This window comes from Thermaerobacter sp. PB12/4term (assembly GCF_003403315.2).
Classification (GTDB): domain Bacteria; phylum Bacillota; class Sulfobacillia; order Thermaerobacterales; family Thermaerobacteraceae; genus Thermaerobacter.
Genome location: NZ_CP048407.1, coordinates 781,314 through 803,770 on the forward strand (window position 1 = coordinate 781,314; position 22,457 = coordinate 803,770).

Below are 22,457 nucleotides of genomic sequence, written 5' to 3' on the forward strand. Positions count from 1 at the left end.
GGGGGGGGAGGACCATGGCCCGATGGCTGTTCCGCGGCCAGCTGGGCGACTACCTGGTGGAGCGGGGTTGGATCACCCGGGACCAGCTGCAGGCCGCCCTCGAGGAGCAGCGCCGGACGGGCCGGCGGCTGGGGCAGATCCTGCTCCGCCACGGCTGGATCACCCGGGCCCAGCTCCAGGAAGCGCTGTCCGCCCAGCTGGCGGTGCGGGTGTGGGATCTTCGCCGCAACCCGCCGGACCCGGCGGTGGCCCGCCGCGTGCCGGACTGGGTCGCCCGGCGGTATCAGGTTCTTCCGGTGGACGACGACGGCCGCCGCCTGGTGGTGGCCATGGCCGATCCCACGGACCTGGAGGCCCTGGACCAGGTCCGCCTGGTGACGGGGCGGGACGTCGAGCCGGTCCTGGCCGACGAGGACGAGATCAAGGTGGCGGTGGGGCGGATCTTCGGCCTGCTGGAGGTGGCGGAACGGGCCCTGAGGGCGACGCGGGGCGACGTAGGCGAGCGGCCATCCCGGGGCGAACCGGCCTGGGACGAACCGGCTTCCCCAGCAGGCTTCGCAGGCGAGGGACCCGGGGGTGCCGCCGGCGAGGCTGGCGGCGAGGGGCTCCGTGGCCTGGGGGCCCGCGGCGAGATCGTCGCAGCTGCGCCCGGCGCGGCCTCGGGTGCGGCGAACCGGTACCGGGACAAACCGGGCGCCGACCCGGCGGCCTGGGGAACCGGCGGAGTGACCAGGGAACCAAGCGGTATGGACCCGGATGGTGGGGCGCCGGGTGATGCCGGGGGCGTCGCCACCGAACACGGCCTGGGTACGGCCCCGGTGATCGGCGTGCCCGGTCGCGTTGGGCCGGCCGGATCTTCCGAGGTGGCGGGCGGCGGCGCTACCATTCGTCGGGCTGGTTTTCCGGGTTCTGTGGGAGCCAGCCTACGGGACCGCCGGGGCGATGGGGACCGGAACGGCGGGCCGGGCCAGGGGCCGGTTCGTCCCGAGCAAGTGGTGGCCTCGGAAGCCCAGGCACCCGTGGTCGAGTTCGTGCGGAACCTGCTGGAGCAGGCGGTGCGGCAGAAGGCGTCGGACGTCCACCTCGAACCGGGCGACGGCACCTTCACCATCCGTTTCCGCATCGACGGCATGCTGCACGTGGCGATGCGCCCGCCGGCAGCGCTGCACGCCGCGGTGACCACGCGGATCAAGGTCCTGGCGGGCATGGACATCGCCGAGCGGCGTCTGCCGCAGGACGGCCGGTTCCGCATCGTGGTCGAGGGGCGCGAGTTCGACTGCCGGTGCTCCACGATGCCCACCGTCCACGGGGAGAAGGTGGTGATTCGCCTGCTAGACCGGGCCATGGGCGGGGCACGTCTGGATGCCCTGGGGCTACCCGATGGGATGGTCGGGCAGCTGCGGGAGCTGGTAAGCCGGCCCTACGGGCTCCTGCTGGTGACAGGGCCGACGGGGAGCGGCAAGTCGACCACTCTGGCGGCGCTCCTGCGGGAGATCGACCGCGCCCGGCTCAACGTCCTGACCATCGAGGATCCCGTTGAGTACGAGATTCCCGGGGCCAACCAGAGCCAGGTGAACCCGCGCGCGGGCCTGACCTTCGAGGTGGCTCTGCGCCACTTCCTCCGCCAGGACCCCGACGTGATCATGGTGGGAGAGATCCGCGACCGGGAGACGGCCGACACGGCCGTGCGGGCGGCCCTGACGGGGCACCTGATCCTGAGCACCCTGCACACCAACGACGCCCCGTCCAGCCTGACCCGCCTGGTGGACATGGGCATCGAACCCTTCCTGTTGGGGTCGTCCCTGGTGGCCGTGCTGGCCCAGCGGCTGGTGCGGGTGCTGTGCCCCCACTGCCGGCAGCCCTATGAGCCCGGAGAGGGGGTACAGGCGGTGTTCGCACGGGCGGGCGTGGCGTTACCCGAGAGCGGCCTCCTCTACCGGCCCGGCGGCTGTCCGGAGTGCCGGGGTGGGTACGCCGGGCGCCAGGCTGTGGCCGAGCTCATGGTGATGAACCCGGAGCTGCGGGAACTGGTGACGCGCGGGGCGACGGCGGCGGAACTGGGCCGGCGGGCGGCGGCGGCCGGAATGCGCACGCTGCGTCAGGCAGGGCTGGAGCTGGTCCTGGCCGGTGTGACGTCGGTGGAGGAAGTCCTGCGCGTCACGGAGGCGCCGGGGTGGGAGAAGGCCGTATCTCCGGCAGCGCGAGCCGGCGCGGTGTCCCAGGTCGCCGCGGCGTCCTGGGACGCTGGACGGTCGCCGGCGGGAACGGCGTCCCAGACCGCGCAGTCGTCCCTGGCCGTCCCGGGGCGGTTGCCCGGCGAGTGACGGTGCCGTGAATCGGCTGCCACCGGTGGGGTAAGGGGGGAACCGCCCTTACGGGGATGCCGCTCCGGATCGCCGCGGCCATCGGCAGGTGCAGCCCCCGTGGACGGGCTGTGTGGGGCCGCCCGGAGGGCGGCTGCTCTGGAGCCTCCTACAGGGTGGCTGTACTGGGGCTGGCCGTCCCGCCCGCCACCGGGGGCGCACCGCCTGGGACCGAAAGGAGGACTGTTCGGCCATGGCCTTTTACTACGTGGCCCGCCATGGTGCCAGCGGCCGCAAGGTTCAGGGCCGCATCGAGGCCGACTCGGTGTCCCAGGTGCTTGGCCTGCTCCACGCCTCGGGATACATCCCCCTGGTCATCCGCCGAGAGAGCCGCTGGCGGGATGCCGACGTGCGGGATCTCTTGGGGATGAGCCGCACGGGCCTGGCCACCCGCGACCGGGCCGTGTTCTTCCGCCAGCTGGCGACCATGATCCGGGCCGGTCTTCCTCTGAGCGTGTGCATGGAGTCGCTGGTCGAACAGGGCCGGGGACGGCTGCGGCAGGTGGCGGCCGGGATCCTGCGGGACATTGGGTCCGGGAGGCTGCTCCACGAGGCCATGGCCCATGCCCGCGGGGCCTTCGACGACGTCCACGTTGCCATGGTGCGGGCGGCGGAGCTGTCCGGGCGCCTGGACGAGGTCCTGGCCCGGCTGGCGGCCGACGAGGATCGTCGCCTGAAGGTCGAGGGCAAGGTCCGCTCGGCCCTGGCCTACCCGGCCTTCGTGCTGCTGGTGGCCGCGGCGGTGGTGGCCGTGACGGTGACGTTCATCGTGCCCACCTTCGTGGGCATCTTCCAGCAGTTCAACGTGCCCTTGCCGTGGCCCACCCGCTTTTGGGTCACCCTGATGAACCGGCCCGCCGTGGCATATCTCGCCGTACTGGTTCTGGGGACTCTGGCCGCCGCGGCCTGGTTGTGGGCCCGCAGTCCCGCCGGCCGGGCGCGGGTCGACGGCTGGATCCTGCGGGCGCCCGTGGTCGGGCCGGTGGCCAGGGCACTGGTGGTGGCCCGCGTGACCCGCGGGCTGGCCTCGATGGTACGGAGCGGCTTTCCGCTGCTCGAGGCACTTGACGCGGCAGGCCGGCTGGCCGGGAACCAGGTTTTTCGCGTCGCCCTGGAGGAAACGCGAAAGGGGGTGGAACGGGGTGCCAGCCTGTCGGCCGCCCTCCGGGTGTCCGGGGCCTTCCCGGCCCTGGTGGCCGACCTGGTGGCCATCGGCGAGCGGAGCGGCGCTTTGGACGAGTTGCTGGACCGGGCCGCCGCGCTGGCCGAGGAGGAGACCGACAACCGACTGGCCACCCTTACGTCGCTGCTGGAACCGGTGCTGGTGGTCCTCATGGGGGGCGTGGTGGGGTTCATTGCCCTGTCCGTCTTCCTGCCAATGTTCACGCTGATGTCCAGCGTGTCGCAGATGGGGGGCTAGGAGCCCCGGTCGGCACGCCGGGGGTCTTGCCGGGAAGGGGCCAGCCCGTGGCGGGAGGGCACGGCCATGAAGGTGCCGCAAGTATTGGGTGGGGAGGAACCGGCCACGGCGCGGCGAATCCCGGCTCTGCAAATCGGCCTGCGGCAACGACAGCGGCATGAACGGTCCTCGCCGGTGGCCGTTGCACCGGGGTGACCCCGGTACCCAGGGGCCAGAACGGGACGGGCTCGCCATGCCGGGGACGCTGCGGGCAGTGGGGAGACCTGTGGGGAGGGTGCAGGAATGGAGAAGCTGAATCGGCCACAGATCCGGCCGCATTTAAAGGTCAAGGCCGGTGCCCGGCGGGACCGGGCGCGGCGGCGCCAGCGGGGCTTCACCTTGATCGAGCTGGGCGTGGTGCTGGCGGTCTTGGCCATCCTGGTCGCCATCGCCGTACCCACCTACCTACGAATGGTGGCTCGGGCGCGGGAATCCGAGGCACAACAGGCATGGAGCATGGTGAAGGCGGAGTTGTGGAGCTATTACCTGCAGCATTCGCAGTTCCCCTCCGAGAACGGGTCGTCGTGGTGGGAAGAGATCGACCAGCCCACGAGTGACAACTGGGCCTACTCCGGAAGGAACGATGGGACCGCCGCGAAGATGGTGGCGACGCCAAAGCAGTCGAACAGCACCGCGCTGTGCTGGACGTTGAACAACGATGGCACTGTGGACACGGGCCGCGGCCAAGAATGCCAACAATAAGAGGATGCGCGGCAGCGGCCTGATCGAGGCCCTGGTCGCCCTGTTCGTCTTCGCGCTGGTCGCGGGCGCCTTTCTTGGCGCTATGACCGGTTTCTTGCGGGGAACGGCCCGCGCCAGCCAGTTGCAGGGGGCCGTGTCCTGCGCCGGTCACGTGGTTGAATCGGTTCGGGCCGGCCTGCTCACCCCGGGGGCGCAGCCTCAAGACGGTTCCTGTGCCGCCGCCGGCTGGCCCACCCTGGGTTATCGACTCGAAAGCGTGGCCGGTGGCGGGCCGGCAGGCGGGGGGGCGGGGTCTCCGGCGGGGACCTGGCCGGCCCTCTCCGTGACGGTGTTCCCTGCCGGCCGCCAGGGGCAGCCGGCGGCGGCGCTGTACCGGGTGGTGACGGCGGCCTCCCTCGCGACCAGCGGGCCGTAGCTCCCTCAGGTCGTTCGCGCTGGCGGCGGAGGGAGGGGCCGGCGAACTCCGGCGGCCAGCGGCGCCGCGGCGCCAGCCGAGCGCCATTTCTCCGGCCGCCGAAGTAACACGCCACGACCGCCAGGCCGCCCCGCGGGGCCGGCCGGCGGGTTCCTACCCCTCGCGGTGGTGACACGGGTGAGGCGGCGAGGCGAAGGCGGTTATGTCCTGGTGGAGGGGATGGTGGCCCTGGTGATCGGGGGCCTGGTGGCGGCGTCCGCGGCGGCGTTGCTGGCGTGGACGGCCGCCGTCCAGGCACGAGCCAGCGTTGCTACGGAACAGTTGACGTCCCTGCACCAGGCGGCGGATGCCGTCGCCGCCCTGTTGCGCCAGGCCGGGGCAGCCGGTCGCCCGGCCTTGGCTCAGGGGACGAACGAGGCGGTGACCCTGTGCGGTGTCCGGGATGGGATGCAGGTCTGGCGCGGGGTGATCCGCGTGGGTGCCCAAGGTCGCCTGGTCGTCGAGCCCATCGCGGCGCCGCGGCCCGCGACATCCAGTTGCCCCGGGACCGATCTGACCTCCCCTCGCGTCCTGGCTCCCGCGGTACGGGTCACCGCCCTCACGTGGGGTTACTACACGGGAACGGGGGGGAGCCCCGTCACGGGGTGTGGCGGCAACGGGCAGCCGCGCTGTAGCGAGGTCCGGGCGGTGACCTTCGCCCTGACCGGAACCCCGCCGATGACGCCGGGGTATGGGCGTGCGGGTGCTCCAGTCGCCGTGGGGCGGGTGGTGACCCTGCGGAATCCGGGGCTGCCGTAGAAGCCGGTACCGTTGCCAGTGGTATGGATGGCCCCCGCTGCCGCGTTCTACCCACCCCGCGGTTGGACACCAGAATCGTGCGAATCGGCCGCGAGGAACTGGAATCCTAGGGTGTCTCGTCGTGGTGTGGGGGCTGTCCCAGGCTGGGGGCAGGGGCCATGGAGAGGAGCCTTGCGGGACTGTCCACGTGGCAGCATCGCCCCGACCCGGATCGGAAACAGAGCGGCCAGTGCAGGGTGTCCCCTGGAACGGCCCCCAGGGCGGTCATGGGGCCAAGCCGGGTCGCCACCGCCACCCGGGGCGACCCGGCCGCCCGCTGGGGGGATCCGGGACAGGCCTTGCTCATCGCCCTGGTGGCGCTGGCGCTCGTGGGTGTGCTGGCCGCGGTCCTCAGCACGCTCTGGGCGCGGGCGTCCACCCTGGCGGTCCGCCGGGCTGAGGCCCAGACGGCCTTCTATGCGGCCGAAGCCGGGCTGGCGGAAGGATTGCAACGGGTGCTGGCTGGTGACGCGGCCTTCCTGGCGGGCGAGGCCGCCATGGGCCAGACTGGTAACGGCACGTACCGGGTGCGTCTGATCGCAGCGGGCAGTACCGGAGGCACGGGCTACACCATCGAGAGTACAGGCTGGGCCCAGGCGCGCCCGGCCAGCCGCCGCACGGTACGGATGACCGTGGATTCGGCTTTCTTTCGTCCGGTGGTGGCCGGCGACGATCTGATTCTCGACCGGGATTGCCTCTTGTGTGACCCCCGCCTTCCCATCGCGTTTTCGCCCGAGGCTCTGTATGCCGACACCCTCCAAGGTGGGGACAAGGCATGGGGCGCCCGACAGGGCTCCGTGCCGTGGCCGCGCCTCACCTACGGAGCTTTGGCCGCACAGGTGCCCAACCCGACACAGGTGACCCGCCTTACGTCCCGGACGTGCCAGCTGGCCACGTCGGGTTGGTATGAGGTGCAGAAGCATGCGTGTCAACGGCTGGACGTGACGGCACCCTGGGCGGGCGTGACCGGCGACCTGGATGCCGACCACATCACCGTCAAGCCAGGGGCCATGCTGGTGGTGGCCGGTGCCGTCGAGGTGAACACCCTGGCGTGGGTTAATGCGGGCGCCGTCACCGGCGGGGGCATCGTGGTGGCCGGCAAGGAGATTGCGGTCGATACCGTGGACCTGGCCCAATGGGGGCTGCAGGAGGCAGCGATCTTGCTGGCCCTGGACACCAACACGCCCGACTGCCCGTCCAGCGTACCGGGCTGTACCTACGACCCCAAACGCCCCGACGCAGCCCGTGACCCTTCCAACGACATCACGCTGCGTGCCTTCAGCCTGGTCAATTTGTCGTCCGCTCGGACCCTGGTGGCCTACGCCGCTCCCCTGCGCGTGCCGGGCCCGTCGGGGCAGCCCAAACTCACGGTCGATTTATCCAGCTTGGTCTCTTTCGGGCTTGTCACCTTCCGCGGAACGCTGGTGTCAGGCGGCGATGTGGAACTAAGGGATCAAGGTCTGGTCGCCCTATCCCGGTGGGAGGTAACGGCGGACCCGGCCGCCGCTCGCCCCCTGTTTGAGCTGGCCGGGACCCTCCCCGGGGTGGGCGTGCTGGCGCAGCTGGAGTGGGCGGAACAGAGAGGGGGAGGACCGTGAGCCGCTTGGCTCGTGGGGGCGGTTGGGGGGTCGATCTGGGCACCACGGGACTGCGCTGGGTCTGGTGGTCGCCTGCCGGGGGGGTTGAACCGGTCCGGGAGGGCGGGCGGGGGCCGGTGGCGGCATCCCTTCCCGTCGACGAGGCCATCTTTCGCGTCCTTCCATTGCCGCCGGTGTCCCGCCGCGAGCTGGCTGCGGCCTTGCGGTGGGAATTGCAGCGGATCCTGCCGTTTCCGGTCGACGACGCCATTTTTGACTATGTCGTGATCCCCGATGCGGCGGCGGGGTTGACAGCCGGCGGGCGGTTCCTGGCCGGCGAGGGCGCGGGGCCGGCGGCTGCCGGCCAGGGCCGTTTGGCAGGCCTGGAGAGCGGCCCAGAGGGGGGACAGGTGGTGGTGGCCGGGGCCGCCGTGCCCGCCGTCGATGCCCGGTTCCGTGCCCTGCGGCAGCACGGGATCCGGCCGCAAGTCCTGGAGCCCGAGTGGGTGACCTGGTGGCGGGTGGCCCGGTTCCTCCAAATAACGGTTCCCGCCGGACACGCTTGCGGTGTGGTCGACCTGGGTGCCACGGCCAGCCGCCTGATCGTGGTGGACCCTGACGGGCGTCCTGTGGCCTTCCACCGCTCCGCCGCGGGCGGGATCGCCATCGATACGGAGCTGGCGGGCCGCCTGGCCGTGCCGGTGGCGGAACTGCGCAGGCTTAAGGATGCGGAGCTGGCGGGCGATACCGGGGTTCTCTCCGGTTGCGGGTCGGTGGTGGAACTGCTTGGCGACGTGGCCCGGCTGCTGCGCCGGTCGCGCCAGGAAACGGCCGGTGCGCCGCTGGTCCTCTGGGCGGCCGGCGGCGGCGCTCGGTGGCCGGCGCTGGTGACGCTCCTGGCGGAGGCCGTGGGGGACACCGTGCGGGTGCCGGGGGAACCCAGGACTCCGGGCCGTGATGGTGGGCCGGGGCTCGGGGCGGGCGGTGAGGCCGGCGCCGGCAGCGGGTCGTCGTTCCCTCAACGCGATCATGGTGAGCGGCCGGGCTGCAGCGAAGGGCTCGACGGCTGGGCATGGGTGGCGGCGGAATCGTTGCACCGGTGTCCTCCCGAAGGATGGCTAGCCGCGGGCCTAGCGCTCTGGCACGCCGTGCGGTGGGCTCGGTCGCGGGGCCGGTCATGGCCCCGGCGCGAGGCGACCTCAGGGGTCCACGGCAGCTCGGGCGATGGTGGGGCGGACCCGACCCACGAGCCTGCCGCCGCCGTGGCCTGTTCCACGGTCTCGCGAACCGCCGGGGTGACGTTCACGGCGACTGCCGGGCTGCCGGGCGACGCAGCCCCGGGCCTCGGGGTGGCACGCCTCGGCGGCGCCAACGACAAAGTCCCCACGACCGCTCCGGCTCCCGCCGGATCGACGGTGGCGGGCCATACAACCCTTCCCGGCCCCGGGTGCGGCACGAACGCCGGGCGGCAGGAGGTGGAGGGATGAACCGGGTGCGTTGGCCCTCGGAGGGAAGAAGGTCGCGGCGACAACGGGGAGGACTTGTCGTCCCGGCCTTCAACCTGCTGCAGCCGGCGCTGCCCGCCCGGCGGGCGCGGGTCGTGGCGATAGCGGTGGCGCTGCTGGTGCTGGTGTCCCTAGTAGACCTTGCCATGGTGCTTGCGTGGACAGGCATCACCTTGCACAACGACGGCACGGAACGCCAAATTCTGGCCTTGCAGGACGATGAAGCCCGCTGGCGCGCCGAGGCGGCCCGTTACGCACCCAGCATCCAGGAGCGGGCGGAGCTCACCGCCCGGCTTGAAATCCTGCAATCCCTTCCCCCGGGGTATGTGGCGTCAGACGCCTTGCTCCGGCACCTGTCCGCCACCCTCCCGCCGGGCAGCAGCTTGACCAGCGCCAACCTGGCCGAGGAAGGCCGGGTGGTCCTGTCGGGCGTGGCGCCCTCCTACCAGGCGGTGGAGCAGTATGCCCGGTCCCTGCAACGGGGCGGGTTCTTCGCCTACGTCCGAGTGGCGACGGCTGCGGAGACGGGCTCGGAGGCGGTCGCCGGTGAGGCCGGTTCGTCCCTGGGGAGCGGGCCGGTGAGCTTCCAGTTTGAAGGCTGGTTAAAGGAGATGTTCGGCCATGACGGTGGGGTTTGAAGGGCCGGCCTGGCTGGAGGCTGCCCAGGGGCCCGTGGCCGCGGGCCCCGGTCCGGGCGGCCCGCCGGGCCAGGGTCCCCGCCGTCGCGGGCGGGGATCCGGCGGTTCCGCGCCGTTGTGGGTGGGTCTCCGTTCGGGACTGGTAGCCCACCGGTCGCCTTGGATCCGGTTGGCACCGTGGCTTTTGCTGGTGGCGGTGGCCTTCGGCCTGGCCTTTGCGCCCTTGATGCTGGCCCCGGAGGTGGAGCGCTGGCTCGTCCTGCGGGCACGGGTGGGGGAAGCCTGGCAGGCGGCGGTCGAGGCGCAGGGAGCTGCCGCCGGTCTCCGCCAGGTGGCGTCCCAATTGCCCGGGCTGCGCGAGCAGGTGCAGCAAGCCGAGGAGGGCCTGGTATCCGTCGAGGACCTGCCCGGTGTGGTCACGCGGCTGCAGACCCAGGCTGCGGCGGCCGGTGTGCGGCTGTCGTCGGTGGTGTTCGGGCCCTACCAGCCTGTCCGGAGTCCGGCCGGGCAAGACGGGGAGAGTCCCGGTGCCGCGGGCGGAAATTCCGGTCAACCGGCCGGTACAGCGTCGGGCGACTCCGCCACGCCGCAGCCGGGGAGCTCCAGCCCGCCGGCGGATGCGGCCTACGGGACCGTCACCGTCGAAGTGGTGGCCCAGGGCGATTGGCTGCAATTGGCCGACTTCGCAGGCGAGATCGCCCGGCAGGAGGCCATCCGGATCCAAGGCTGGTCGGCGGCCCGTGGTAGCGAAGGGGTGCCCTACGACCTGCGGTTGGTCGGGGAGCTGGTGGTCAAGGGCCAGCCGCCTGTGGCGGTCGCCGTGCAAGGGGAGGAGCCGGCCCAATGAGGTCCGGACAGGAACGCCGGGACAGCAGGGGATCCGTTACGTGTCCTCGGGCCGGGACGCCAGAGCGGCAATACCCGACCACGCTCCGTTGTTTTCCCCGAGCACGATCCCGTCCCGGAGGGCCGGTAACACCATCCCCCAGCGTTCCCGTAGCATTTGTTCGACCTCATGTTTCGAATACGGGAAGATGTCCACCGGCACGCCGATGGATGGTGGCTTGAGGAACCGGTACCGCTGATCAAACGGGATGTTCCAGTACATCGGCATCACTATGGGCCGTTGCGTCACCGCGGGCCAGCGACCCGAACAGCACGACGGCCTGGACCGCCGGGTTGCATTGCAGCAGGTCCGTTGCCCAGGACCTCAACTGCGTGAGGACGGCGTCGAGGTCCAGCCTCCAAACCCTGACCTGCACAATAGTCCACCACCTCGCGGGCGAGTTGGGCCGCCTCCGATGCGGCATAGGCCCGGGGTCAAAGCCGGGGGCCGGCCGGTTGGCCGCCTGGCAAGCCTCCAAAACGGTGGCGAACACAACCACCATGACGTTGCCTGTCACCCCCCGGGACGGTAAGCTTGAGCAAGAACGGGTTTGGCTGGTGGCGGGAATTGCGGGCATGGTCCGTGGATAAAGGACCTGGGTGAATTTGTATACCGGTTTCTGGGGTCCATTGTTGCCCGTCATCGAGCCGGATTCCCGCCTGGTCCATGGTGACACGGTGCGGTGCGTCCCGCACTGCGGTACGGCATCCGAGCGTCGGTGGATCCTGCCTCAAGGAATCGCCCGGCAAAACCCATTCACTGCCCAGAAGGGAGAGGGACGATGCCCGGGTTGCCTCGCGTAGCCGTCATCCTCGCCGGAGGCGAGGGGCGCCGGCTCTGGCCGGCAAGCACGCCCCGACGGCCCAAGCAGTTCCTGCGGCTCTTCGGCGGCAGGACGCTCCTTGAGGCCACGTGGGAACGAGCCCGGGCGGTGCCCGGCGTCGTCGACGTGTGGGTGGTCACAGGGGCGCCCTACGTGGAGCTGACGCGGCACGCCCTGCCCGAACTCCCTACCGGCCACCTGGTCATCGAGCCGTCGGCGAAGAACACGGCTCCCGCCTTAGCCCTGGCCGCGGGCCTGATCGCCCGGCGGTACGGCGATGCGGCGGTGCTGGTCCTTCCCGCCGACCACTACGTCTCCGGGGTGGGGGCCTTTACCGAGGCAGCCGACCGGGCGCTAGCCGCCGCAGCCGCATGCGACGGCCTCGTGACCTTCGGCATCGAGCCCACTCGGCCCGAAACGCAGTACGGCTACGTCGAACTGGACGAACCGGCCCTGGCGCCGGGCGCCGGCCCCTTCCGGGTTCGCCGGTTTGTCGAGAAGCCCGGGCCCGAACAGGCGGCGGCCTTCCTGGCGTCGGGCCGGTATCTTTGGAACAGCGGCATGTTCGCGTGGCAGAATGCCATATTCCTTTCAGAATTGGAGCGGGTGGTGCCCGAACTGGCACGACTGGCCGCTCGGGTGGCAGCGGGCGAGCCGCGGGAGGCCTGGGCCACCGTTTGGGAGGCCCTGCCATCCATCTCCGTCGACTACGCCGTCCTGGAGCGGGCACGCCGCATCCTCTGCATCCGCGCGGGCTTCGCCTGGGACGACCTGGGCTCCTGGCTGGCCGTCGACCGCCACGGCATTCGGGACGAACACGGCAACGTGGTGCTGGGCACGGCGCCCGCGGTGGTGCAAGGTTCCTCCGGGGTCACGGTCCTGACCGAGGAACTGCCCGCGGTGGTGATGGGGGTTCGGGATCTGGTCCTGGCGGCCACCCGCGACGGGGTCCTGGTGGCGGGGAAAGACAGTATCGAGGGGCTCCGCCAGGCCCTGGGTATCCTGGAACGGAAGCTGCAGGAACTGGCCCGGGGCGGCGTGGGGATGCAGGCGCCGGCACCGGCGGCCGCCGGCCGGGAGCCGCGGTAGCGCGGTCTCCAAGATGTCACCGATGGATGAGGAAGCTTCGACTGGAGGACGCAAAACCGGCGAGAGGAACGGCTGCTTGACGCCCCGAATTGCAAGCATGTGGGATAGGAAACCAACGGATGCGCCGGCCTCGTGGGCCGGCGACACCGTCGCCTGAAGTTGGGGGGTTCGTCCCTTGCCACGTACCGTCCGCAAGGCCGTGATCCCGGCGGCCGGCCTGGGCACGCGCTTCCTGCCGGCCACCAAGGCCCAGCCCAAGGAAATGTTGCCCGTGGTCGACAAGCCCATCATCCAGTACGTGGTCGAAGAGGCGGTGGCCGCCGGGATCGACGACATCCTGATCGTCACCGGGCGCGGCAAGCGCGCCATCGAAGACCACTTCGACCGCTCCATCGAGCTGGAGTGGCACCTGGAGCGCGGCAACAAGGACGAGATGCTGGAGTGGGTGCGCTATATCGCTGACCTGGCGGACGTGCACTTCGTCCGGCAGAAGGAGCCCCTGGGCCTGGGCCACGCCGTCCTGCAGGCCCGCCGCCACGTGGGCGACGAGCCCTTCGCCGTCCTCCTGGGCGACGAGATCTTCATCGGGGAAGAACCGGCCCTGGCCGAACTCATGGCCCGCTACCGCGAGACGGGCGCCAGCGTGGTGGCGGTGCGGGAGGTGCCGCGGGAACAGGTGCGGCGCTATGGCGTGGTGGCGGGGGAGCCGGTGGGGGACGGCCTCTACCGCGTGCGGGACATGGTGGAAAAGCCCGATCCCGCCGAAGCGCCCTCCAATCTGGCCATCGTCGGCCGGTACATCATCGAGCCCGATATCTTCGACCTGCTGGAGCGAGTGGGCCGGGGCAAGAACGACGAGATCCAGCTGACCGACGCCTTGCGGCTGCTGGCCCGGGACCAGGCGGTCTACGCCTACCAGACCCGGTCCCGTCGCTACGACGTGGGGGAGAAGCTGGGCTTCTTGCAGGCCACGGTGGAGTTTGCCCTGATGCGGCCGGAGCTGGCTCCCGACTTCCGCGATTACCTGTTCAATCTGGTGGACGAGCTCAGGACCGGCCGCTGGCCGGGGGTCGAACAGGCCGCGGCCACGCGGCAGGCGGGGCCGGCGCCGCTGAGGCGGCCGCGTTAGCGCCAAGCCGAGGAAACCGGGGGCGATCCGGTACCGGACCGGCGGCCGTTGGCAGGGGCGCTGCTACCGGCGTCGATGCGCCTCCACTTTCTAATATGGGTGGTGCTCCGGTGTCGTCCGTTCGACCGTGGCAGGTGCCGCGAAGCCGGTAGGTGGGAAGGAGGGACGGCGTGCATGACTCGGATTGAAGTGACGGGCGCCGTCAACGCCCTATGGCTGGTCGGCTTTCTGCTGGTCCGTTACCTGGCCGAAGCGGGACCGGCGGCCGTTGGGGCCCCGGGCGTGAGCGACACCGCCAAGCTCTTCGGCTGGGCCGTACCCATGGGATTGGTTCTCTTCGGGGTGGCCTGGGGCGGTTACGCCATCGGTCGTGTGGCCGCCCAGTCGGAACGGCAGAACTGAGGAAGGGATTGGAACGCCGTGTTACGCAAGCCCGTGCGGTTGTGCCCGGGCGACACGGTGGGCGTCGTGTCCCTGTCGGCACCGGTGGCGGCCGAGTGCCCCCGTCGCTACCGGCGAGGTCTCGAGGAACTGAAGCGGATCGGTTTTCGGCCGCGACCAGCGCCGCATGTCACGGCCCGCCACGGCCACACGGCGGGGACGCCCGAACAACGGCTGGGCGATCTGCATGATCTCTGGCGGGATCCGGACGTCACGGCCATCATCAACACCATCGGTGGCTACAACTCCCACCACCTGCTGGAAGATCTGGACTACGAGTACATCGCCCGGCATCCGAAGCTGTTCATCGGTTACAGCGACATTACCGCCCTGCACGTCGCCCTTCATGCCCGTACGGGCCTGGTGACCGTGCTGGGTCCGGCCCTGATGCCCCAGTTCGGCGAATACGGCGGGGTGCATCCGTATACGTGGGAGCATCTGCGGCGGGTCACCATGCAGGCCGAACCGCCTGGTGAACTGACCCCGTCTCCGGAGTGGACGGCGGAGCACCTGCGCTGGGACGTCGAAGACGACCGGCCCCGTCGCTACGTGCCCAATCCGGGACCGCGCACCCTGCGCCCGGGCCAGGCCGAAGGGCCCATCCTGGCCGGCAACGCCGGCACGCTGCTCCTGTTGGCGGGAACCCCCTGGTGGCCGCGGGTCGACGGTGTGATCCTCTGCTTGGAAGAAGATGAGAGCGAGCACCCCGGCACCATCGACCGCATGCTGACGCAGCTGCGACATATGGGCGTGTTTTCGCGCATCGCAGGTCTGGTGCTCGGCCGGTTCCACCCGCGGGTGGGGTTCTCGGAAGATGATCCCCTAGAGGAGATCGTCCTGCGGGCCGTTCGCGGCTACGACTTTCCGGTGGCGGTCGACTTCGACTTTGGCCACACCGACCCAATGTTCACCTTGCCCCTGGGCGTGCGGGCCCGGCTCGAGGCGGCGCCCACGAAACCCCGGCTTTTTATCCTGGAGGCGGCGGTGATCTGACGGCTCGGGGTGCTCGGGGTGGAGGAATGCCGGCGTTTGTGGATCCGCAGAAGAGGTTAACCGCTCACCACGCGCCGGGGATCCACGTTGCGCCCCGTCACCACGACCACGATCCGGCGGGGCTTGGGGAGGGGGCCCTCGGGACGCCAGGGGAACACGCCGCGTAGCGACTGGACGCGCCGGTCGGACGGGACGTGCCGGTCGGACGCTTTGCTGTCCGGCGGCGTGGCTGCCGCTTCCATAAGGGCCGCCACGGCGGTGGCTGCACCGCCTTCGACCAGCAGGCCGTGTTCTTCCAGCATGAAGGTCATGGCCCGGGCGATGGCCTCCTCGGAGACCAGCACGGCATCGGTGGCCAGTTCGCTCACCAACTGGAAGGTCCACCGGTTGTCCAGGCCGATGCCCCCCAGCAGGCTGTCGGCCAGGCTGGGTTCTTCGGGCAGGGTGATGGGGCGGCCGGCGCGGAGGCTGTGGAACATGACCGGCCCCCGTTCCATGGAGACGCCAATGAGCTGAGGGGCCGTAACGGACTGCCTTGCGCCGGCAGCGGCCGCCGGCCGTGAGCTCGCCCTGCCGCCAGGGGCCAGGATGCCTTGGGGGCGAGCCACCCCGCCCGGCGCGAAGTGCCACAGGGCCAGCCCCACGCCCGACAGCAGCCCGCCGCCCGAGAGCGGGACGATGACCGCGTCCACGTCCGGCAAGTCGTCCAGGATCTCCAGCCCCACGGTGCCGTGGCCGGCGATGACGTCGGGGTCGTCGAAGGGATGAACCGGCACCAGCCCCTGCTCGGCGGCCAGCCGGGCGCAGAGGGCCTCGGCGTCGTCCTGGGTGGGGGCAAAGGCCAGCTCGGCGCCCAGGCGGCGGATGGCCTCCAGCTTGACGGGCGGGACGCCCTCGGAGACGCACACCACGGCCCGCAGGCCCAGCCGCCGGGCCACGTAGGCCACCGCCCGGCCGTGGTTGCCGGTGGAGAAGGTCACGACGCCGGGGACGGGGCGAAGGGGCGCCGGGTCCGACGCCGGGGCACCCGCCGGCCTGCCGTGGCCGGGTCGATCCGATGCCGCCAGGCGCACCACCTTGCTGGCCGCGCCGCGGAGCTTGAAGGAGCCCGTGGGCTGGAGGGTCTCGAGCTTGAGGTAGACCTCCGCTCCGAGCCGCTCCGACAGCGCCGGGGAGGGGATCAGGGGAGTGCGGACGGCGATGCCGGCGATGCGGGTCCGGGCGGCGAGGAGTTCCTCGCGCCAGGACGGGTCATCCACCAGGTCCTGGTGCTTGCGCTCCGGGTCCGGGTCGCCCTGGTTATGCCCCTCCGGGTTCGGACCCCTGGGGGATGGGGCCCCCGGGTTCGTGCCGCCGGCGGGCACGCCCGAGGGCGGCTGGTTCTTCAGGGACATGGGCGGGCCCCCTCGGCTGACTTCGTTTGTATAAATGAGCTCCTGGATCAGTGCGCTCCTTCGAGACGCCCATGGGGATTCGCTGCTGGGTGACCCGGGTCGGTCGATCCCTCGCCAGGCTACCTGGGCTATGCCGGGACGTCAATCGGCACCGGTACGATGGCCCGCCGCGCCGGCGCGGGCGAGATCGCCGGCGGTCGAAGGCTGAACCGTCGGTCAACGCGTACCGGGTCCGCGGTGACAACGAACAAACCGGTCAGGCCGTCGTACAACCGCTTTGCCGCGGCCGCTATCGCGGCCGCCCGGGCCGCGTGATAACGAACAAACCGGTCAGGCCGTAGCCCGGCCGTTCGTGGTGGTATGCTGGAAGTAAGCGACTTGGTCCGGGGATTGGCGGCCTCCTCCATGGACCGTTCCGGTGAAACGGTGCAACCGAAAGGCGGGGAGCGGGCATGGCGCAGCCGCAGCATCTTGAGGACCTCATCCGGCGGCTTCGCGCCGTTCTGATCCAAGAAGAAGATGTGCGATCGGCCTGGCTCTTCGGGTCGGTGGCCCGGGGCCAGGACCGCACCGATTCGGACGTCGACGTGGCCGTCTGGATGCGGGCCCGTCCCGACTTCGAGCGCTTTTCGGCCCTTCAGCTTCGCCTTGAGCAGGCCGTCCACCGCCCGGTTGACCTGGTGGTTCTGAACGACGGCAACCCCCTCGTGGCGCAGGAGGCCGTCCGCGGTATTCCGCTCCTTACCCGGGACGCATACGCCGAACTGGAATTCGTCCTGGATGTGGACCGCCAAGCCGAGGACTTCCGGCTTTTTCTGGATTCGTTCTGGAAGGAACGGCGGCGGGCCGCGAAGGAGGCACGGCGGTGAACCTTACTCCTTCGCAGCAGCACGGAATCAGGGTCCGCATTGATTTTGCGCGGCAAGAACTTGATGACTTACAGCGGTACAGAGAACTTACATGGCTGCAGTACCAGTCCGACCGGGACGCCCGCCGCATCGTGGAGCGCATCATAGAGAACGTTGCGAATGCGTTGCTTGACCAGAAACATGGGCGGCGCAAGCCCCGGGCTTTAGCCCTGGGGATAAGCCGCCGGTAGGCTTCTCGGTTCTATGTCGCCGTGTGGCATAATCCAACTATGCGACGGAGATTCAAGTCGGACCGCAGTGTAGTGTACTCCTGCCAGTATCATGTCGTGTGGTGCCCGAAGTACCGTCGGCGGGTTCTGGTTGATGGAGTCGATGATCACTTGAAAGCTATCCTTCGCGAAGTCGCCCGTGAACGGCAGGCTGAGATGATCGAGATGAAAGTCATGCCGGATCATGTCCACCTCCTTGTCCAAGTGGATCGTCAGTTCGGAATTCATCGGCTGGTTCGGCTCATGGAGGGGCGGTCGTCGCGCATTCTTCGCCAGGAATCCCCGTGGCTGAGGAGCCAGTTGCCCACGCGCTGGACGAACAGCTACGTCGTTGCCACGGTAGGGGGTGCGCCGCTTGCAGTTAACAAGCAATATATTGAACAACAGAAACGGGTTTGAACGCACCCCTTCCTTTTTCTGTGAGATCCCCTTGTGCGTCACCCCCGCTCAAGCCCGCCGGCTGAATGTCCGTTTGAAGGCGGCGCGGCAGGTGTACAACGCTTGCCTGGGAGAAGCGTTCAAACGAGCGCGGCTTCTGAAGGAGCGGCGAGTCTATCGCAAAGCGTGTCAGCTGCCGAGGGGCGAAGCGCGAACCGCCGCGTTCGGCACGGCCCGCCAGTCCGTGGCGTTCACGGACGCGGCGCTGCAGCGATACGCCGTGCGGCTGCGCCAGCGGGCCTTCCAAGCCCATCTGGATGTGCATGTGGCCCAGAAGCTCGCCTCCCGCGCCTTTAAGGCCGTCGATGCTTGGCTGCTCGGTCAGCGCGGCCGGCCCCGGTTCAAAGGCCGCCGGCAGATGGACGCGGTGGAAGGCAAGTCCAACCATGCCGGCATCCGTTGGCGGGGCGGGGCGGTCGAGTGGAAAGGCCTTGTCCTTCCCGCCATCATGGATCTGCGCGATCCCGTCGTGGCCCATGCCCTCGGTTCTTCCCCTTAGAACCCCCCGGCTTTAGCCGTGGGGAGGTTCAGATCAGTAAGATTCTGCTGTCGTCGCTGGGCCGGCCTACGCCCGGGACGTACCGGGAGATCATGCTCGCCCTCGCGGCGGCCGAGCTGGCGTCGGAGGATCTGGCGCAGGACCTGGCGACTCTCGCCGGATTGAGGAATACCCTGGCGCACCGGTACCTCGACTACAAATGGGAAGGCGTGCGCTGGTTCCTCACGAAAGGTATCGAAAGCGTGAACCGGTGGTTGAACCGGTGCGAGGAACTGGCGGCCCACCAGCGCGATCGCTGAACTCTCGGCAGGGGCCGCAGCAGGGAGGCGGCCCTCCAACCGCCCCCTTGCTGCGATCCTGACGCCCCGGGGCATGCCGGCCCCGATACGTCGGGTGGCCCGAACCTTCGGCCGCCCCCCTGCTGCGATCCTGACCCCTCCTACCCCGGCGCGCGGGTCCAGACCCGCCACCCCTGCCACGATCCCCGCCCCGGTTAACGGGTCCGCGTCCGCTCCCGCGACACGCCCCGGATCGGCGCTCCCTCGCTTCTTCGCCGCCGCTCGGCGCGGCTCCCCGCCACGCGCCGCGGCTCGCTGCCGCTCGCCGCCGGAAGCCTACCCGTGCCAGACCTCCCGCAGCACGCGGAGGGTGTTACCGCCGATCACCTTCTTGATCTCGTCGTCGGAGTAGTGGTGCTTGACCAGCCAGCGAACGATGTTGGGCCACGCCTCGGCGATGTTCTCCAGCCCCCGCACGTAGGGCACGCGGGGGAAGTCCTCGCCCTTGGCGTGGCTGGCGCCGATGGACAGGTGGGCGGCAAAGGCCTTGTGCAGGGCCACGTGGTCGCCAAAGAGCAGGTCGGGCCCGAAGGTCACGTGGTCGATGCCCACCAGTTCCACACAGTACTCGAAGTGCTCCATCACCGACTCGATGCTGTGCTCGGGGTGGTTGCGGGTCAGGGTGGTGTGGGGCGCCGCCTCGATGCCGATCACGCCGCCCCGCTCGGCGCAGGCCTTGATCACCTCGTCGGGCTTGAGCCGCCGGCTGGGCCACAGGGCGCGGGCCCCGGCGTGGGTGATGAAGACCGGCTTCTTGCTGAACCGGATCGTATCGAGAGCCGTCTGGTCGCCCGAGTGGGACACGTCGATGGCGATGCCCAGCTTGTTCATCCGCTCCACGGCCTGTCGGCCGAACACCGTCAGCCCGCCGTCCCGCGGCTCCCGCAGGCCGCACCCCAGGGCGTTCCCCTCGCTGTACGCGATGCCCATCATCCGGATCCCCAGGCCGTACAGCACATCGAGCCGGTCCAGCTCGTTCTCGATGGGCGTCGCCGCCTCCAGGCTGGGGATCAGGGCGACCCGGCCCTCGGCGTGGGCGCGCAGGATGTCGTCGACCCGCTCCGCCCGGATGACGAAGTCCTGGTGGGCCAGGTCGGCGAACCGCATGCCGATGTCGTGGATGATGTCGGTCCACTTCCACCCCATCTTGGAGGTGATGGTGGCGGCGCCGTTGAGGAAGTTCTCGCACACGGCATCGAGCCCCGAAGCCGCCAGGCCCTCGTACCCGGTGAAGATCCGGCCCTCGCGGATGTAGTCGAAGACCTGTCCCACGTCCTCGGGGATCACCATCAGGTGCTCGTGGAGGGAGATCACCACGTTCTCCGCCAGGAGCCGCTGGACCCGCTGCTCTTGGGCGTCGGACACCTCCACCACGTAGGGGGAGACCCGGCCGATCTCCCTGGCCAGCTGGAAGGGCCGGTAGTCGACCCCCGGCTCGAGGAACTGGAAGGAACGGTAGCCGTCGTACTTCTTCCTCTTGGCGGTCGAACCCGCCGCGGCGGCACCCGCCGCGGGTTCGGGCATGCTGTTGCTCACGGGCAACTTCCTTTCTCCAGGCGCTGTCAAGCCTTTCAAGCTCCACGCGTCCGGTCCGCTCGCCGGGCTTGCGCCCGCCGCGGCTGCTCCGCAGCGGGGTGGGACCCGCCGTCCGCCGCCGCCACCCTCCGCCCCCGGAAGCCAGGCTAGCCCTTGAGCCCGGGCACGACCTCCAGCAGGAACTCCCGCACCACCCGGCGGAACTTTTCCGGCTCCTCCACCTGGGGCGAGTGACCGCTGTGGTCGAACACCACCAGCCGTGCCCTGGGCATGAGCCGGGCGATCTCCTCCGAGGCCTCCAGGGGCGTGATCCAGTCGTGGCGGCCGCAGAGGACCAGGGTGGGCACCTGGATCTCGTGCAGCCGGTTCGTCAGATCATATCGGGGCTGGTTGCGGGAGAAGGCCCAGTTGTGGGTCTCGTGGCGGAAGCGGATCCGCTCCAGCTTGGCCCGGGCCCGCTCAGGATCGAAGTTGACCTCGTACAGGGGCATGATCGCCTCGTAGCAGGCGCGGAAGTCCTCGTCATCGTAGACCTGGCCGGCGAAGAGCCGGGCCAGCATGGCGCGGTCCACGCCGGGCAGGTTGCGGGCCAGGGCCGCCTGGACCGCCTTCTCCTGGTAGCGGTTGCTGGCGGCGGTGTCCCGCAGGATCAGTGCGTAGAGGTTCTCCGGGTAGCGCAGGGCGTACTCCAGGGCCAGGTGGCCGCCGTAGGAGCCGCCGGCCAGGACCATCTTGCCCAGGCCCAGGTGCTGCCGGAGCCCTTCGATATCCGCCACCCACTGCTCGTGGCTGTACGGGGGCGCCCCTTCCGACTCGCCGGATCCCCGCTGGTCGAAGCACACCAGCTGGAGCCCCAGCTCCGTGAAGGGCATGAACGCCTCCCGGTCGCCGGCCCGGCTGCCCAGCCCGGGACCTCCGTGCAGGGTGAGCAGGGGGATCCCCTCGCCGAACACCTCGTAGACCAGCTCGACCCCGTTGATCCGGGCGCGCATGCCGCCTCACCTCCTTTGTTTGACTAAATCAAACAATTTGACTGAGCGATGTGCCTCGGATTCGGCGTGGGGATGCCGGCTCCTCCTGCTGGTCGTCGCCTGAGGCAAAAAATTTTTCGAAATCCTCCGGGCAGCCAGCAGGAACCGGCGAAGGTGAGGCGAATCGGTAGCGACTAATCCGGCGGTTGACTGGACCGCGGTGGTTGAACAGATCAACCGATGCGGTTCAGCCCCATGCAAGCCCTTGTGGCAAGCCCTTGTGGAAAGGAGGTCTGGTGCCCATGGCGGGGGAGCAGGGCGCCCGGCCGGTGCCGCAGCCGGCGCCCCGGCCGGTGCCCCAGTCACCGGCCGGGCCGGGCCACGGCTACGTGATCCAGGCGGTCATCAAGGCCCTGGACGTGCTCTTCGCCTTCCGGGAACCGCCCCACGAGCACAGCCTGGCCGAGCTGGCCCGGATCACCGGGCTGGGGAAGAACCAGTGCTTCCGCTGCCTCAAGACGCTGGAGGCCTATGGCCTGGTCCGGCTGGGAGAGCACGGGCGCTATGTGCTGACGCCCATGCTGCTGAGCCTGGCGGTGCTGGCGGCGGAAGAGCGCTCCCTGATCCGGCTGGCCCAGCCGATCCTGGACCGGCTGGCGGCGGAGACGGGGGAGACGGTGCACCTGATCGCCCTGGTCGACGGCATGGCGGTGGTCATCGACCGGCGGGATGGCCCGGCGGGCCTGCGCCTGGCCACGCCCCTGGGGGCGCGCAGCCCCCTGCACGCGGGAGCCGTGCCCAAGGCTATGCTGGCCTTCCTGCCCGAAGCCGAGCAGGCACGGGTGCTGGACATGCTGCCCTTCCTCCCCCGGTACACGCCCAAGACGGTGGTCGACCCCCAGCAGCTGCGGGCCGAGCTGGCCGAGATCCGGCGGCGCGGCTACGCCATCAGCGACGAGGACATCGAGGCCGGGGCACGGGGCGTGGGGGCGCCCATCTTCGATGCCCGGGGTCGCGTGGTGGCCGGGGTGAGCGCCGGCGGGCCGTCGCTGCGTATTCCTCCCGAGCGGCTTGAGCATCTGGGCGAGCTGGTGCGGCTGGCGGCCCGGGACATCTCCCGGCAGCTGGGCTATGCCGGGGCGGTCAGCGCGGCGGGCCCGGGGGCCAGGAGCTGAGGGGGGAGGGCGCGCGCAGATCCTCGGGGGCGGGGGCCGGCGCCCGGCTTTGACACCAGAGGACCCAGGGGTATGGGTTCGACGCGACGGGTTCTTCACCACGCGACGGGT

General features: G+C 70.3%; 22 protein-coding genes. 18 read left to right on the plus strand and 4 right to left on the minus strand.

Translation table 11 applies throughout. From position 1 onward, the window contains the following. Window positions 1–14: 14 nt before the first annotated feature. From DYI95_RS03185 to DYI95_RS03225, 9 genes are all read left to right on the plus strand, one after another. Window positions 15–2,324, plus strand: coding sequence for a GspE/PulE family protein (locus tag DYI95_RS03185; protein WP_116900845.1), 2,310 nt, complete (start codon window positions 15–17; stop codon window positions 2,322–2,324). 232 nt (window positions 2,325–2,556) lie between these two features. Further along, on the plus strand, window positions 2,557–3,783 hold the full coding sequence (locus tag DYI95_RS03190) for a type II secretion system F family protein (protein WP_116900844.1): 1,227 nt from the start codon (window positions 2,557–2,559) through the stop codon (window positions 3,781–3,783). A gap of 282 nt (window positions 3,784–4,065) precedes the next feature. Continuing rightward, window positions 4,066–4,524: a type IV pilin protein gene (locus DYI95_RS03195; RefSeq protein ID WP_116900843.1), complete on the plus strand. Its 459-nt coding sequence runs from the start codon at window positions 4,066–4,068 to the stop codon at window positions 4,522–4,524. 4 nt (window positions 4,525–4,528) lie between these two features. Then, the gene (locus DYI95_RS03200; protein ID WP_243149838.1) at window positions 4,529–4,939 is read left to right on the plus strand and encodes a prepilin-type cleavage/methylation domain-containing protein; all 411 of its coding nucleotides are present in this window, start codon (window positions 4,529–4,531) and stop codon (window positions 4,937–4,939) included. Between the two features lie 177 nt (window positions 4,940–5,116). After that, window positions 5,117–5,737 (plus strand): type II secretion system protein J, encoded by a 621-nt coding sequence (locus tag DYI95_RS03205; protein ID WP_147308118.1) that lies wholly within the window; start codon window positions 5,117–5,119, stop codon window positions 5,735–5,737. 266 nt (window positions 5,738–6,003) lie between these two features. Continuing rightward, a complete protein-coding gene (locus tag DYI95_RS03210) occupies window positions 6,004–7,374 on the plus strand; it encodes a hypothetical protein (protein ID WP_116900840.1) in 1,371 nt (456 codons plus the stop codon). After that, window positions 7,371–8,840 (plus strand): hypothetical protein, encoded by a 1,470-nt coding sequence (locus DYI95_RS03215; protein WP_203530691.1) that lies wholly within the window; start codon window positions 7,371–7,373, stop codon window positions 8,838–8,840. Before DYI95_RS03210 ends, DYI95_RS03215 begins: the two co-directional genes overlap by 4 nt. After that, window positions 8,837–9,496 (plus strand): PilN domain-containing protein, encoded by a 660-nt coding sequence (locus tag DYI95_RS03220; RefSeq protein WP_116900839.1) that lies wholly within the window; start codon window positions 8,837–8,839, stop codon window positions 9,494–9,496. The genes DYI95_RS03215 and DYI95_RS03220 overlap by 4 nt, the downstream gene beginning before the upstream one ends. Then, on the plus strand, window positions 9,480–10,343 hold the full coding sequence (locus tag DYI95_RS03225) for a hypothetical protein (protein ID WP_116900838.1): 864 nt from the start codon (window positions 9,480–9,482) through the stop codon (window positions 10,341–10,343). Before DYI95_RS03220 ends, DYI95_RS03225 begins: the two co-directional genes overlap by 17 nt. Before the next feature lie 238 nt (window positions 10,344–10,581). Here the strand turns inward: DYI95_RS03225 and DYI95_RS13190 are convergent, their stop codons facing one another. Beyond that, complete coding sequence (locus DYI95_RS13190; RefSeq protein ID WP_371731885.1) at window positions 10,582–11,025, minus strand: nucleotidyltransferase family protein; 444 nt, start codon at window positions 11,023–11,025, stop codon at window positions 10,582–10,584. A gap of 138 nt (window positions 11,026–11,163) precedes the next feature. On the opposite strand from DYI95_RS13190, the gene DYI95_RS03235 reads away from it, so the two are divergent. The 4 genes from DYI95_RS03235 (at window position 11,164) to DYI95_RS03250 (ending at window position 14,857) form a co-directional block, all read left to right on the plus strand. After that, complete coding sequence (locus DYI95_RS03235; protein WP_116900837.1) at window positions 11,164–12,294, plus strand: mannose-1-phosphate guanylyltransferase; 1,131 nt, start codon at window positions 11,164–11,166, stop codon at window positions 12,292–12,294. Between the two features lie 175 nt (window positions 12,295–12,469). Next, window positions 12,470–13,423, plus strand: a complete 954-nt coding sequence (galU, locus tag DYI95_RS03240; protein ID WP_116900836.1) for a UTP--glucose-1-phosphate uridylyltransferase GalU — start codon at window positions 12,470–12,472, stop codon at window positions 13,421–13,423. Window positions 13,424–13,597: 174 nt separating this feature from the next. Next, window positions 13,598–13,825 (plus strand): hypothetical protein, encoded by a 228-nt coding sequence (locus DYI95_RS03245; protein WP_116900835.1) that lies wholly within the window; start codon window positions 13,598–13,600, stop codon window positions 13,823–13,825. Between the two features lie 18 nt (window positions 13,826–13,843). Then, window positions 13,844–14,857, plus strand: a complete 1,014-nt coding sequence (locus DYI95_RS03250) for an LD-carboxypeptidase (protein WP_116900834.1) — start codon at window positions 13,844–13,846, stop codon at window positions 14,855–14,857. Window positions 14,858–14,913: 56 nt separating this feature from the next. Here DYI95_RS03250 and DYI95_RS03255 read toward each other — a convergent pair whose 3' ends face one another. Beyond that, window positions 14,914–16,251: a pyridoxal-phosphate dependent enzyme gene (locus DYI95_RS03255; RefSeq protein WP_116900833.1), complete on the minus strand. Its 1,338-nt coding sequence runs from the start codon at window positions 16,249–16,251 to the stop codon at window positions 14,914–14,916. A 452-nt stretch (window positions 16,252–16,703) separates the two neighbouring features. Between DYI95_RS03255 and DYI95_RS03260 the strand changes: the two genes are divergently transcribed. The 4 genes from DYI95_RS03260 to DYI95_RS03275 all read left to right on the plus strand — a co-directional run bounded on the left by DYI95_RS03260 (window position 16,704) and on the right by DYI95_RS03275 (window position 18,625). After that, the gene (locus DYI95_RS03260) at window positions 16,704–17,120 is read left to right on the plus strand and encodes a nucleotidyltransferase family protein (RefSeq protein WP_116900832.1); all 417 of its coding nucleotides are present in this window, start codon (window positions 16,704–16,706) and stop codon (window positions 17,118–17,120) included. 269 nt (window positions 17,121–17,389) lie between these two features. Next, window positions 17,390–17,788 (plus strand): IS200/IS605 family transposase, encoded by a 399-nt coding sequence (gene tnpA, locus DYI95_RS03265; protein WP_116900830.1) that lies wholly within the window; start codon window positions 17,390–17,392, stop codon window positions 17,786–17,788. Next, window positions 17,745–18,326 carry a hypothetical protein gene (locus DYI95_RS03270; protein WP_158556058.1) on the plus strand — a complete coding sequence of 194 codons (582 nt, stop codon included), beginning with the start codon at window positions 17,745–17,747 and terminating at the stop codon, window positions 18,324–18,326. The genes tnpA and DYI95_RS03270 overlap by 44 nt, the downstream gene beginning before the upstream one ends. After that, window positions 18,248–18,625: a DUF86 domain-containing protein gene (locus DYI95_RS03275; protein ID WP_158556057.1), complete on the plus strand. Its 378-nt coding sequence runs from the start codon at window positions 18,248–18,250 to the stop codon at window positions 18,623–18,625. Before DYI95_RS03270 ends, DYI95_RS03275 begins: the two co-directional genes overlap by 79 nt. Window positions 18,626–18,940: 315 nt before the next feature. Here the strand turns inward: DYI95_RS03275 and DYI95_RS03280 are convergent, their stop codons facing one another. Together DYI95_RS03280 and DYI95_RS03285 are read right to left on the minus strand one after the other, a co-directional pair. Continuing rightward, complete coding sequence (locus tag DYI95_RS03280) at window positions 18,941–20,200, minus strand: dipeptidase (protein ID WP_243149839.1); 1,260 nt, start codon at window positions 20,198–20,200, stop codon at window positions 18,941–18,943. A 146-nt stretch (window positions 20,201–20,346) separates the two neighbouring features. Continuing rightward, window positions 20,347–21,192, minus strand: a complete 846-nt coding sequence (locus DYI95_RS03285; protein WP_116900827.1) for an alpha/beta fold hydrolase — start codon at window positions 21,190–21,192, stop codon at window positions 20,347–20,349. Window positions 21,193–21,473: 281 nt separating this feature from the next. Here DYI95_RS03285 and DYI95_RS03290 point away from each other — a divergent pair, with 281 nt between their 5' ends. Further along, window positions 21,474–22,346, plus strand: a complete 873-nt coding sequence (locus tag DYI95_RS03290; RefSeq protein ID WP_243149840.1) for an IclR family transcriptional regulator — start codon at window positions 21,474–21,476, stop codon at window positions 22,344–22,346. Window positions 22,347–22,457: the final 111 nt, after the last annotated feature.

Coding starts and splice junctions, on each gene's coding strand:
- DYI95_RS03185 (WP_116900845.1), top strand. CDS start 15: ATGGCCCGATGGCTGTTCCGCGGCCAGCTGGGCGACTACCTGGTGGAG.
- DYI95_RS03190 (WP_116900844.1), top strand. CDS start 2,557: ATGGCCTTTTACTACGTGGCCCGCCATGGTGCCAGCGGCCGCAAGGTT.
- DYI95_RS03195 (WP_116900843.1), top strand. CDS start 4,066: ATGGAGAAGCTGAATCGGCCACAGATCCGGCCGCATTTAAAGGTCAAG.
- DYI95_RS03200 (WP_243149838.1), top strand. CDS start 4,529: ATGCGCGGCAGCGGCCTGATCGAGGCCCTGGTCGCCCTGTTCGTCTTC.
- DYI95_RS03210 (WP_116900840.1), top strand. CDS start 6,004: ATGGGGCCAAGCCGGGTCGCCACCGCCACCCGGGGCGACCCGGCCGCC.
- DYI95_RS03220 (WP_116900839.1), top strand. CDS start 8,837: ATGAACCGGGTGCGTTGGCCCTCGGAGGGAAGAAGGTCGCGGCGACAA.
- DYI95_RS03225 (WP_116900838.1), top strand. CDS start 9,480: ATGACGGTGGGGTTTGAAGGGCCGGCCTGGCTGGAGGCTGCCCAGGGG.
- DYI95_RS13190 (WP_371731885.1), bottom strand. CDS start 11,025: ATGACGGGCAACAATGGACCCCAGAAACCGGTATACAAATTCACCCAG.
- DYI95_RS03235 (WP_116900837.1), top strand. CDS start 11,164: ATGCCCGGGTTGCCTCGCGTAGCCGTCATCCTCGCCGGAGGCGAGGGG.
- DYI95_RS03245 (WP_116900835.1), top strand. CDS start 13,598: ATGACTCGGATTGAAGTGACGGGCGCCGTCAACGCCCTATGGCTGGTC.
- DYI95_RS03255 (WP_116900833.1), bottom strand. CDS start 16,251: ATGTCCCTGAAGAACCAGCCGCCCTCGGGCGTGCCCGCCGGCGGCACG.
- DYI95_RS03260 (WP_116900832.1), top strand. CDS start 16,704: ATGGCGCAGCCGCAGCATCTTGAGGACCTCATCCGGCGGCTTCGCGCC.
- tnpA (WP_116900830.1), top strand. CDS start 17,390: ATGCGACGGAGATTCAAGTCGGACCGCAGTGTAGTGTACTCCTGCCAG.
- DYI95_RS03285 (WP_116900827.1), bottom strand. CDS start 21,192: ATGCGCGCCCGGATCAACGGGGTCGAGCTGGTCTACGAGGTGTTCGGC.
- DYI95_RS03290 (WP_243149840.1), top strand. CDS start 21,474: ATGGCGGGGGAGCAGGGCGCCCGGCCGGTGCCGCAGCCGGCGCCCCGG.